The organism is Desmospora activa DSM 45169, from assembly GCF_003046315.1.
GTDB classification, from domain to species: domain Bacteria; phylum Bacillota; class Bacilli; order Thermoactinomycetales; family DSM-45169; genus Desmospora; species Desmospora activa.
The window spans coordinates 1,862,893-1,875,348 of sequence record NZ_PZZP01000001.1; the positions used below are offsets into that span (position 1 = coordinate 1,862,893).

At 47.6% G+C, this 12,456-nt stretch carries 11 protein-coding genes; 7 read left to right on the plus strand and 4 right to left on the minus strand.

Annotated elements, in window-relative coordinates:
- Positions 1-58 precede the first annotated feature (58 nt).
- The gene (locus C8J48_RS09070) at positions 59-397 is read right to left on the minus strand and encodes a metal-sensitive transcriptional regulator (RefSeq protein WP_107726097.1); all 339 of its coding nucleotides are present in this window, start codon (positions 395-397) and stop codon (positions 59-61) included.
- A 181-nt stretch (positions 398-578) separates the two neighbouring features.
- Between C8J48_RS09070 and C8J48_RS09075 the strand changes: the two genes are divergently transcribed.
- Positions 579-1,127, plus strand: a complete 549-nt coding sequence (locus tag C8J48_RS09075) for a TVP38/TMEM64 family protein (protein WP_170105321.1) — start codon at positions 579-581, stop codon at positions 1,125-1,127.
- 54 nt (positions 1,128-1,181) lie between these two features.
- On the opposite strand, the gene C8J48_RS09080 is transcribed toward C8J48_RS09075, so the two are convergent.
- A complete protein-coding gene (locus C8J48_RS09080) occupies positions 1,182-1,856 on the minus strand; it encodes a uracil-DNA glycosylase (protein ID WP_107726101.1) in 675 nt (224 codons plus the stop codon).
- Positions 1,857-2,048: 192 nt separating this feature from the next.
- Here C8J48_RS09080 and C8J48_RS09085 point away from each other — a divergent pair, with 192 nt between their 5' ends.
- Together C8J48_RS09085 and C8J48_RS09090 are read left to right on the plus strand one after the other, a co-directional pair.
- Entirely contained in the window at positions 2,049-2,873 is an 825-nt protein-coding gene (locus tag C8J48_RS09085; protein WP_107726103.1) for a M55 family metallopeptidase, read from the plus strand.
- 11 nt (positions 2,874-2,884) lie between these two features.
- Positions 2,885-3,406, plus strand: a complete 522-nt coding sequence (locus C8J48_RS09090; RefSeq protein ID WP_146160468.1) for a hypothetical protein — start codon at positions 2,885-2,887, stop codon at positions 3,404-3,406.
- Positions 3,407-3,581: 175 nt separating this feature from the next.
- Here C8J48_RS09090 and odhB read toward each other — a convergent pair whose 3' ends face one another.
- Positions 3,582-4,847 (minus strand): 2-oxoglutarate dehydrogenase complex dihydrolipoyllysine-residue succinyltransferase, encoded by a 1,266-nt coding sequence (gene odhB / locus C8J48_RS09095; RefSeq protein ID WP_107726107.1) that lies wholly within the window; start codon positions 4,845-4,847, stop codon positions 3,582-3,584.
- A complete protein-coding gene (locus tag C8J48_RS09100) occupies positions 4,840-7,716 on the minus strand; it encodes a 2-oxoglutarate dehydrogenase E1 component (RefSeq protein WP_107726109.1) in 2,877 nt (958 codons plus the stop codon). The genes odhB and C8J48_RS09100 overlap by 8 nt, the downstream gene beginning before the upstream one ends.
- Before the next feature lie 290 nt (positions 7,717-8,006).
- Between C8J48_RS09100 and C8J48_RS09105 the strand changes: the two genes are divergently transcribed.
- The 4 genes from C8J48_RS09105 to C8J48_RS09120 all read left to right on the plus strand — a co-directional run bounded on the left by C8J48_RS09105 (position 8,007) and on the right by C8J48_RS09120 (position 11,988).
- On the plus strand, positions 8,007-8,618 hold the full coding sequence (locus C8J48_RS09105; RefSeq protein ID WP_107726111.1) for a lytic transglycosylase domain-containing protein: 612 nt from the start codon (positions 8,007-8,009) through the stop codon (positions 8,616-8,618).
- 238 nt (positions 8,619-8,856) lie between these two features.
- A complete protein-coding gene (locus C8J48_RS09110; protein ID WP_107726113.1) occupies positions 8,857-9,294 on the plus strand; it encodes a tetratricopeptide repeat protein in 438 nt (145 codons plus the stop codon).
- A gap of 646 nt (positions 9,295-9,940) precedes the next feature.
- Positions 9,941-10,327 (plus strand): DUF1259 domain-containing protein, encoded by a 387-nt coding sequence (locus tag C8J48_RS09115; protein ID WP_107727668.1) that lies wholly within the window; start codon positions 9,941-9,943, stop codon positions 10,325-10,327.
- 278 nt (positions 10,328-10,605) lie between these two features.
- Positions 10,606-11,988 (plus strand): FAD-binding oxidoreductase, encoded by a 1,383-nt coding sequence (locus tag C8J48_RS09120; protein ID WP_245891104.1) that lies wholly within the window; start codon positions 10,606-10,608, stop codon positions 11,986-11,988.
- The last annotated feature ends 468 nt before the right edge of the window (positions 11,989-12,456 follow it).

The window sequence follows — 12,456 nt, forward strand, 5'->3', positions numbered from 1 at the left end:
ATAGTTTTGATAATCACATCTGCTGATATACAGTCGCCACAATAGAAGGCATAGTCATTTATTTCATCAGCTTCGAAACGGTCTTCATAAACTCGGCTGTTACTTCTTGGTCTCCCTCTTTTAACCGTTCAATCACACAGGTGTGAATATGGCTCTCCAACAGCAATCGTGAAACCGAATGGAGTGCCGATTGCACGGCGGACATTTGATTTAAAATATCATCACAGTAAACATCCCGTTCAATCATACTACGTACCCCTTTTACTTGCCCCTCGATTCGATTCATACGCCGAATGAGATTTTCCTTTAAAGGGTCTGGAATTTTGCCCTCATGCGTATGATCGCACTCCTGCTCTAATTCTAATGTTGTCTTTTGCTGCTTCCCTTCTTCTGCCATAGGACTCCCCCCTCACTTCCATCGCATTCCGTTTATCTAAGTATAGCAGCCTGTATTGATACTATACACGCTTTACTCAAGTTAGAAAGGAAAAAGGTTCTCGTCGATTTGGTAGCTACACTCGTACCGTACAACCTATGTTATCATGGCTCAGAACAAGGACATTTGAATGGAGCAGACGATGACACAAATCTTTATTCAATGGTTGGAAGATCAGGGAATCTGGGCCGCGCCGATCAGTATCGTCGTCAATGCGGCAGTCAATGTGCTCGGATTTATTCCCAGCCTGTTTGTCACAGGTGCCAATGTGTGGATCTGGGGACCGCTCTGGGGGTTTTGGCTTTCTTGGGCAGGGGAGGTTTTGGGAGCGGGGATTGCTTTTATCCTTTTTCGCAAAGGGATCCGATTTTGGCAACGGCAACGGGATCAACCGGAGTGGAAATGGGTTCACAATCTCAACCGCTGGCCGGCCCACCGTCAATTTGCATCGGTACTGCTGGCTCGGATCGCTCCTATCGTACCATCCGGTGCCGTCAATCTTCTAGGAGCATTTACCCGTATCCCCTTCACATTTTTCCTTCTTGCCACCATGATCGGAAAAATCCCCTCCGTCGCATTAGAAGTAATGGTCAGTTATGATGTGATGCATTTTGAGGAAAATGCGGTTCGCTTGATCAGCGTTTTATTGATATTGCTGTTGGGTTGGTGGATATGGCGAGCAAGAGAGTAGCCACCTCATCTTTGAGCAGGAAAGGATAAGAAAAAGGTGGTGAAAGTCACCACCTTAGTCCACAATTCGCCAGTCGATCTCCGTTTGCCCCGCTTCCCGTAGCGCACGATTGATGGTGGAATAAGGACGGCTACCAAAAAAGCCGGCTCTCGCGGATAATGGCGAAGGATGAGCCGATTCCACAATGATGTGGCGTTCGGTATCGATCCACTTCTTTTTCTTTTTGGCATAGTTACCCCACAGCACAAACACGACCGGGTCCGTCTTCGCGTTAACGGCACGAATCACCGCATCGGTAAACTTTTCCCAACCTTTGTTTTTATGGGAGTTGGCTTGATGTGCCCGCACAGTTAAAACCGCGTTGAGCATCAGGACACCCTGTTGCGCCCAGGGAGCCAGATAACCATCTTTCGGTGGGGTGTGACCTAAGTCTTCCTGCAATTCTTTAAACATATTGCGCAATGACGGGGGATGAGAAACACCGGGACGTACAGAAAAAGAAAGTCCGTGGGCTTGTCCATCGTTATGATAAGGATCCTGCCCCAGCAACAACACTTTTACCTCTTGATAAGAGGTTAATTTTAAGGCGGAAAACAGATCGCTCTCTGCAGGAAACACTGTATGTTGACTTCGTTCTTCCTCCAAAAAGGCCTTCAATTTTTGCAGATACGGCTGTTTTAACTCCTCTTCCAACACTTGCGGCCAATCATTGGGTAATGTAAACGCCATTGATGATATCCTCCGTTCCAATCTAAGCTGATTCACATTTCCGAACTTTTGTTCGTTACTAGAATACATCAATTTTTAACCGTTGTGAACTCCTAAAGCAGAAATTTTTTATGCAAACATGCTAAAGGAATCGACCACTTCCTGTCGAAACAGCGAATGATGCCCTGAATTGAACTGGAGGTGGAGAGAAAGATGAAATTATATTTATCCGTCGATATGGAGGGCATTAGCGGGTTGGTCGATCCCACGTTTGTCGATTCCGGCCAGCATCACTATACGCGCGGTCAACAATTGATGACCGCTGAAGCGAACCATGTGATCGATGCCGCTTTTTATGCCGGGTGTCGAGAGATTATTGTAAACGACAGCCATTCCAAGATGAACAATCTGATCATCGAAGAGCTACACCCGGAGGCAAAACTGATTTCCGGCGATGTCAAGCCCTTTTCCATGATGCAAGGGCTGGATGACAGTTTCAAGGGAGCGATCTTTATCGGTTATCACTCCCGCGCCTCGATGAAAGGCGTACTCAGTCATACGATGATATTTGGTGTCCGTCATCTGTATATCGATGATGTCGCGATCGGGGAGTTTGGCTTTAACGCTTACTTAGCCGGATATTACGGGGTTCCCGTTATCATGGTGGCGGGTGACGACGAGATCGCTAAAGAAGCGCGAGCATTGATTCCGAATATCACGACCACCGTTGTAAAAGAACAACAGTCCCGTACCGCCGCCCTCTGTTTATCCCCACAAAAAAGCGGACAGTTGTTGCGGGAAAAAACAGCGCAAGCACTGAAAAAGATTGATCAAGTAGAACCGCTCAACCCACCGCAAAACCCCGTGCTAAAAATTGAGTTTGCCAATTACGGACAGGCGGAATGGGCCAACCTCCTACCGGGTACGCACATCGAAAAAGATACAACCATCGTCACCTACCGGGCAAAAAACATCTTAGAAGCGTATCAGGCGATGATCGTCATGACTGAACTGGCGATGAAGGCAACGTTTTGTTAAAGGGATACAAAGTGGGAATCGACGATCTTTTCAACCAACTGGGATCCATCCCGGGCGCAAAGACAGGGAAGGGGCCTCGACACCCTACCCAACCTGCGAACGAAATACAAAAATCGATCGACGACTTTCTTTTGTCTTACCCCGCACTTCGTAACGACCCCGGTTACGTAGATTTCCTCGAGAAATATGCGGGCGCATATATTGAAAATGAGGATCAAACCCAGATCGTTGACATCCTAGGATTTAGTAATGTGTCGACACACATCATCGACATGGAAGGACCAGTAGTCAACGAACATGGATTTCTAATCTTCGCCCAGTGCATCTATAGCAGCATCCATGACGGAAAGCTCACCGATTCGTATGAGCACGACTTTGCGTTCAGCGTGACTGGAGCCGAAGGAATTTACTGGATAAGCACAACCCTGCACACCCAAAATCAACCGTTCATCTTCTATGCAGAAAATTTCCTCCAATGGCTACGGAATCTGATTTCCGCAGGCGGAATATTTGAAAGACCTCACTTCAAATGACGCATCCCTTGATCGCGCGTCCATGGTGCGAAAAGTCGATGATACACGTCGCCTCAACGAACTCACTACCCCGCATAGCGATCTGTTTTACGGGACGCTATCCCGGACGTCCAGTAGAAAAAGGCGGCTACCGAATGGTAGCCGCCTTTTGTGATTGATACCCATTTCAGATCGCTTACCCTTCCAACAACAGCACCTCTGGGTCTTCTAGCATATCCTTGATCCTTACCAGGAAGCCAACAGCCTCTTTTCCGTCGATGATGCGATGATCGTAGGAAAGGGCAATATACATCATCGGACGGCTTTCAATGGAGCCGTCAGCGAGGGTAACCGGACGTTGCTGAATCTTATGCATCCCCAGAATCCCCACTTGTGGTGCGTTTAGGATGGGGGTCGATAGAAGCGAACCAAAGATGCCGCCATTGGTAATGGTAAAGGTACCACCGGTTAGATCGCTTAGAGAGAGAGCATTATCCCGCGCTTTTTTGGCCAGAGAACCGATTTCCCGTTCAATTTCGGCAAAGCTTTTACGATCCGCATCTCGAACCACCGGCACAACCAAACCGTCGTCGGTGGAAACGGCGATCCCGATATCATAATACTTTTTAAGCAGAAGTTCATCCTCTTGGATTTCAGCGTTTACCAACGGATACGCTTTTAGCGCACCGATCACCGCTTTGGTGAAAAAGGACATAAACCCGAGGTTGACGTCATGTTGCTCACGGAAAGATTCTTTGCGCCGACGCCGAATCTCCATCACCGCGGTCAAATCTACCTCATTAAAGGTTGTCAACATCGCGGCGTTTTGCTGGGCTTGTACCAACCGATTGGCAATCGTTTGGCGGCGACGCGTCATCCGCACCCGTTCCACCGGTTTGGCCGGATCCTCGGCGGGTTGTTTTTTCGCTTCCGCTTTGGGCGCTTTGGAAGCTGGCTTCGCCACAGAAGGAGACTGTTGTGGTTGTAGCTGTTTTCCATAGGCGTCCACATCTTCCGTTGTAATCCGACCCATGGGATCCCGTCTTCCCACCTTGTTAAGGTCGATCCCCAACTCACGGGCCCGTTTACGCGCAGCAGGAGTGGCCCAGGAGGTGTCTTGCCCATCGGTCTCGGTAACCTCTGCGCTCTCTTCTTCCTCAGCTTTCACATCGGTGTCGGGCTGTGCTTTTGCTGCCGGTGCGGGTTTACCGGTATCTGCTGTCCCTTCTCCGGTAGCCAAGAGAGCGATCACTTCCCCTACTTCGACCGTGTCGCCCTCCTGTTTTTTGATCTCCTTAAGGACACCAGCGTTCTCCGCCTGAATCTCCAGACTCACCTTATCCGTATCCAGCTCCAGTAGAACATCGCCTTCCTCGACGCTATCCCCTTCACTTTTTACCCAATTGGCGATCGTTCCTTCCGTAATGGACTCCGCCAGTTCCGGCACTTTTACTTCAATCACGGCCATTCCCTCCCGAGTTGGTTGCGGCTTCGATCGTTTTTAGGTTCAATGCTTCATTTACAATCCGTTCCTGCTCAATACGATGGACATCCGGAAGACCTTCGGCTGTACTGGAGCGCTCCCGCCGGCCGACATACTCCACAGACACACCAACAGGTGCCAGTGCACGCACACGGGGCTCCATATAAGTCCAAGCACCCATGTTTTTCGGCTCTTCCTGTACCCAGATAATTTCCTCCAGGTTACCGAAGCGGTTAATCGTTTGCTGGATTTCTTTGCCTGGGAAAGGATATAGCTGTTCTACCCGTAAAATATGAAGGTGCTCATGTTCACGGTGATCAACTCCGTCCAGCGCTTCCTCCAAATCGATGGCCACTTTTCCGCTACACAGAAGCAACCGTTTTACTCGATCGGGTGATCCGCCTGTGCTGGGGCTATCCATAACATGGTTGAACGAACCCTCTTGCAATTGGGACGCGGACACAATAACCCGTTTGTTTCGAAGCAGACTCTTTGGTGTCATCAACACCAATGGGCGCGCTTCTTCTTTACCCATGAAAAAGGCCTGACGACGTAACAGATGGAAATACTGAGCCGCACTGGTCAGATTGGCAACCGTCCAGTTGTTTTCCGCCGCCATTTGCAGGAAGCGTTCTAAGCGAGCACTGGAATGCTCAGGCCCCTGACCTTCATAGCCGTGGGGCAACAACAGCACCAAGCTGGACTTTTGTGCCCATTTGGCTCGGCCTGCAGCCAGGAATTGATCGAGGATCACCTGTCCGGCGTTGGCGAAGTCTCCAAACTGAGCTTCCCATAACACCAATGTCTCTGGTGCCGCCAAATTATAACCATACTCAAACCCTAGTACCGCTGCTTCCGACAGCGGACTGTTGTAAACGGTAAACGTCACGTTTACATCAGACAGGTGATGCATGGGACAGAAAGATTCTCCGGATTTGGGATCATGCAGTACCAAATGACGATGGGCAAAGGTGCCCCGTTGGGAGTCCTGACCGCTTAAACGAATCGGTGTGCCGTCGGTCAAAATAGTGGCAAATGCCAACGCCTCCGCATGGGCCCAATCGATACGAGGCTCTTCTGTATCAAAAACATCCACCCGTCGCGACAAAATTCGCTCCAACTTCGGGTATACCGTAAATCCTTCCGGAGTCTCCAGGAGCTCCTGGTTTACCTTTTTCAAAACCTCCACCGATACACCAGTCTTTACCGGCGGTCGATCGGATGCGACAACATCCGGTGGAAGCAGTTTTTCATCCACTTTGACCGATTTGGTCGACTTCATCTTTTTGTACGCTTCTTTTAAACGATCTTGAACGGCGTCTTCTATCTCCTTTACTTCCACAGAAGAGAGGGCCGCTTGAGAAACCAGCGCTTCAGCAAAACGAGTGCGTACAGTCGGGTGGTTTTTAATCAACGCATACAATTGGTGTTGGGTGGCAGATGGATCATCCATCTCATTGTGCCCAAAACGCCGATAGCCGATCAGATCGATCAAAAAGTCCTTGTGAAAACGATCCCGGTACTCACATGCCAAGCGCATCGCCGCCAAACAAGCTTCCGGATCGTCGGCATTGACATGAACGATAGGAACCTCAAAACCGCGAGCCATATCACTGGCATAAGTGGTAGAGCGAGAATCCTCGCTTTCAGTGGTAAAGCCGAGCTGGTTGTTGGCGATAATATGGATTGTACCCCCGGTCCGATATCCGGGCAGACGGCTTAAGTTCATCGTCTCAGGTACAATGCCTTCCCCTGGAAAAGCCGCATCTCCGTGGATTATCACCGTAAAGGCTTTATTCATATCCGGCTCCGGTATGCCGGCATGGTTTCGCGCTTCCTGTTTTGCCCGTGTTGCCCCTTCTACCACCGGATTGACAAATTCCAAGTGGCTGGGGTTGTTGGCTAAGCTGACGCGGGCATGAAGCGAATCCCCTTCGTCTACCTCTCGCTCCCCACCCAAGTGGTATTTCACATCACCGGTCCAGCCATAGTTAATCCCGACAGAGCCTTCCGATGGTACCAAATCTTTGTTGGGAGCATGATGGAATTCGGAAAATATAATTTCATACGGTTTGTTCAAAACGTGTGCCAACACATTCAGACGTCCGCGATGAGCCATGCCAAGCAATACATGTTGAATCCCGCCATGGACACTACAATGGATCAACTCATCCAGCATCGGGACCATCATATCGATACCTTCGATGGAAAAGCGCTTCTGCCCGACAAAGGTTTTATGGAGGAAGTGCTCAAACTCCTCCACTTGCGTCAAACGCTGCAACAGTTTTTTCTTTCTATTTTTGTCCAACGGCTTTTGGAACTGACGGGATTCCACCATCCGTTCCAGCCATTTTCGTTCTTCCAAATTATGAACATGGACAAATTGGAATGCGATCGACTGTGTATAGCTCTCCTTCAGCCGTTGGATCACATCCCATCCGGTACGGGCTCCTTCCGGAGCATCCTCCCCAAAAACTTGGGACGGGAGCGCTTTCAAATCCGCTTCAGTAAGCCCTACCGATTCTGGTTGCAACAAACGGGTGTCCACTTGCTCATCTGATTTTAAAGGGTTGATGCGGGCAGCCAAGTGACCGTAAGTGCGGATATTTTGTGCCAGACGTTCCGCTGCCACCACTTTAGACATGCTGACGCCGTCCATTACCGCCATCGGTTCCTTCGCTTCTCCAGCCCCTACAGGTGGACCCCAACGTTCAAACAAATCTCGAATACCAGCATCTACTGCATTCGGGTTCTCGCGATAACGTTCATACTGTTCCTGGATATAACCCAGGTTAGGACCATAAAAATTTTGCCATGGATTGGAATTGCCAGGTCCGTCGGTCTCCATTCACCAAACCTCCAACTATCTGTTTAAAAAATCCTCTCTTACCTCTATACCTCTATCCACTCTCCACGTCAAGCCCAAAGGGTATAATCTTTGATTAAAAAAATTGCTTTAACGCTGTAATAGCGCCATTTATACAAATCCGTTCACTTTATGACCAAAATTAAACCTTCCACTAAGTATCGCTTTTTGATCTCCTTGCCCACGCGGGAAAAAAAGGATATGATTCCCCTATGGATTTAGCTTGCCCCTTTCAGACAGTTTCGTATGTAGATCAGAATGGGAGGCCGGACATGCGACAGCAACGTAAAAAAAGGAAAAAGAAAGATCTTATTCCGTTGCTCTTTCTGCTCGTCCTCTTCACTTTCCTCATGCTGAAATTTCCGGATAAAGCCGGACAAGATCGTATCGGCGGCTCTCTCTCCGAGCAGGGAAAACAGGAAATCCCAGCGGAATACATCCCAATCTACCAAGCGGCCGAGCGGGAGTACGGAGTGCCATGGCAATTGCTCGCATCCATTCACCGAATTGAAACCCGTTTCTCTACAATGGATCCCATGATTAGTCCCGTTGGGGCAAAAGGTCATTTCCAATTTATGGATTGCACCTGGTTGGGATGGGATTATCAACACTGTGATGGGTTGGGAAGCCTTCCCGACCAAGAAGTAGACATTACCGATCCTGCATTGATCGAACGCTACGGCGGTTACGGCGTCGATGCATCTGGCAACGGTAAAGCCGACCCCTGGGACCTACAAGATGCCACCTTCTCCGCCGCCAACTTCCTCTCCCGCTATGGTGCCACAGACGGCGATTGGGAACGGGCACTGTTTCAATATAACCGCAGCCACAAATACGTCCGTGAAGTGATACAAGTAGCGAAGTCCTACTCGGAACCCCAATAAAAAACCCTCGTTTGATACCGAGGGTTTTTGTGTTGGTCCAGTAACGGCTTGAACCTCTGGCCTAAAAAAAGTCGAGCCAGCGGTGTGAATGGAACACCGAATGAAAGATAAATCCAAAAGCTAAGGTCATTTACCAAGGTAGCTTTTTTATTTTAGCCACCGTTACGGCATCAAACACCTCGGTTCACCCAATATGTTTTAAAACTTCGACATAAATCGACATATTTCGATCCTGAATATGACCCTTTTTGCCCCCATTTTGAATGTAAATGAATTATTACCAGATCAAAAGGTGACTTCCACTACTTACACCAAACTAGGCGTTCTCTATATGCAACAAAATAAGTTAGCTGAGGCAAAAGAGACTGTCAATCAGGCAATTAGTATCGCTGATAAGTATAACGATGTTCCTCGTTTAACTTATGCTTTGATGCTGATGGGTGATTTACTAAAAAATAAAAAAGAAGACCATGATGCGATTTCATATTATCAACGATCTCTTGATCTATCACGAAAGCACCATTTAAAACATAGAGAGTACAAACTTTTGCTTAAACTTGCGCAATGCTGGCACCAATTGAATGAGCAGGAATTTCAAAAATGTAGCCGGAATATGTATGAAGTAAAAATTGAACTCATCAACAAGGAGGGTGACATTTTTGAGGAACAAGATTAAGCTATTACTAGCCGTAGCTATTGTTCTTACTACGTTTCTAATGTCTACATCTATCCAAAATCACCAAACAATTTTGACGGATGAAGAAGCTCCACTAAGTGAACCAATAAGAACATAAACTGGATCACCATCCCCAGGATGACTATTACACCTTTTATGATTGAGTAGAAAGAAACGGCTAACTCTTCTCACGCTATATACAGTTTTTTCATTACGGACCCCCTCTAACGGTTACCCATACCTTCACGTCAAGACTTTTACACCGGAGCACATCCCACAGCAAGCGCGCTTACAAAAATCCAAACGTAGAACGACTCAACAGACAAAAAAACTAAAAACTTGTCGTTGACCTTCAATAATTTCCCGGAAAGGATCAACGACAAGTTATCCCTTTTTCAATATTTAACCACCTAACGTGTCTGTTAGGTGCTTCTTTTTGTGCGATTCCCCTGCTATTCCAGCCCATACATCCAGAGTTGAGTTTTAATATCATATCCCGAAATGATTGGTAACGGTGAAGAAGTCAAAATTCCCGAGTCGGTCTTATCATTGCAGATCTCACCCTTAACATTCCATTGCGGAGTCGATTGCAGAAGAAAAAGAGGGGATGCAAAAATATACCCAAAAGGGGGGAATCATTTTTAACATGAACAATAACGAAATAATTTGCAGAAATTTCGCAAATATTATAGGTGGCCAACATGGATTTACGGGTGGGAAATGTGTTGCTACTATACCGCGAAGTCAAATAAGAGCAACTATATTAGGGGTGCGCTTTAGTGTAACTTCTTCTTTCTCATTTGAATCAAAAAATAATTTAAGTGGCAAAGCCTTATGTCTGGGAAGAGTAGCACTTTTACAAAAAGAAGTTGAGCCATTTGTTGCTGTCATCCGAGATCAGGGAATCATCGTTTCGTCTATTCACAACGAATGGTTGTTCGAGAAACCCCGCTTAATTTATGTCAATATCGAATCGGTTGAAAAGCCATTACTTTTTGCAAGAAAAGTGAGGAAAGCGTTACAGGTTATTTGAACAAACGCCATATGTAATCGCCATTTCGACTCATATGGCTTTCTGTCCTTCAATAAAAGAAAGAAACATTAATCGAAGCATCCCCAAAGGGGGTATTGAGCAAAGCGCCATTCCTCTCGCCACTTTAGAAGTGGGAGTCTTCTGACGCAAAAGGTTTAAAAATCTTTAAGTAAATGGATGTGAGAAGGTTGGATAAAAAACAATCGATTTATAAAGTGAAGACGACCATTACGGAACTTCGAAACGCAAAGATTAGAAGGGCCCCAAAAAAAGGCTCATTGTTTGACAAAGGGCGCGCACCACGGTTTTTAAGACGTGGCAAGGAACCTAAACTAACCGGACGAATTGTTGTACCAGGTAATCCTCAATACAACTCAGCTCGACAGGAGTTCAACACCTTCTTCAACAAATTTCCACGGGTGATCGTATTTGCACAGAAGACTCAGGATGTCGTCAACGCCATACGTTGGGCTCGCTTTAATAACGTTCCGATCCGAATGCGCTCCGGCCGCCACAGTTACGAAGGATTGTCAGTCGTCAATGGAGGAATCGTGATAGATGTGAGTGACATGCATGATGTCGATGTCAATCGCAAGCGTGGCACTGCCACCGTGCAGACCGGTATACGTGGCGGTGCCTTAAACGAAGCACTTTGGACTGAGCGGCGAGTCGTTCCAGTTGGTCTCTGTCGCACAACAGGTATCGGTGGGGTTACCTTGGGGGGAGGTCATAGTATTCTGTCCCGGCAATTCGGCCTCACGCAGGATCATTTGCTAGCTGCTGAGATTGTCATGGCCGACGGTCGTGTGCTCCACGCCAACGCCGACCAACACCCTGATCTATTCTGGGCATTACGTGGGGGTGGAGGCGGCAACTTTGGCGTCTGTACCACCTTCCGCTATCGCACCCACCCCATTAACACAGTTGCCTACGCAGAAATAACCTGGGACTTACGAGACATGGAGCGGGTAATACGAGTTTGGCAGGAGTATACAGCCCCTGGCACAGACCCAAGGCTGGGCCCTCTTCTTATGGTTTCTAACGGATTACAGGGGCCATCGCAGAACCCCGTATTCTTTCAGGCTGTCTTTCTCGGTTCAACCACAGAAATGCTCAAATTACTGCTACCCTTACTTCGGACCGGTTCGCCACGGAAGGCGACTATCGAAAAGATGACTTGGATCGAGTCCGTACGCCGGGTAGCGGATGCCCAGACAAGTAATCCTTATCCCTTTAAGGGCGTAGCACCCTACGTTCACCGGCTTCCAAGCGCTGCAATTTCCACGATCCGGCGTTTTATCGAAAAACCCCCTACCTCCTCGGCTGGCGTTTTTTTCCATGGCTTAAATGGGGTAGTGGCTAAAGTACCGAGTCGGAGTACTGCCTACTTTTGGCGTCGGGCTTGGTCGGACGTGACAATCCAGGCCACTTTAGGCACACCGGCAGAGGCTAAGAAAGGCATCCGTTGGGTGGAGAACCTTCGTCGAGCGATGCTTCCCTTTACTCATGGAGTTTACGTCAATACACCGGATCTCTACATTAAGAACTGGCCTCAGGCGTACTACGGTGGCAATTTCGATCGACTGACACGAGTAAAGGCCAAATACGACCCGAAAAACATCTTCAAATTCCCACAGAGCATCCCGCCAGCGCGTCGATAGATCCACTTCCTAATCCTTAACCGCCTTCTCATTACTTCGACCGCATCAATAAAACGGTAAACGAGTCTTCACAGGGCTGCTTATGCTTACCGAAACCGTATAAGCCGGATTCAAGGATGAATGCATGGAAGGACACACTGTCACCTAGATGAGATCAATCCATATATTTGATGAGAAGAGGGGAGCCATCTAAGTCGTGAACCTCTTTCTTTTTTTGTGTTAAAGTAAGAATCAGAAAATTTACGATCAAGTGTAAGTCACGTATGATTCATCAAAGCGTGTAAGTGACTAAAGTTGCAGTAGGAGATCAATTTAGGTGCAAAACGGAGGATCAATAGTATTTGATGGTATCACGAAAACAGCAATATATTGATCAGCTTTCACTTCAAAATTAACGATAGCGGAACGGCATAAGCGAATGCTTTAAAGCCTTCATCGTTTGGATCATGAGCAAATGGAGTAATTGTA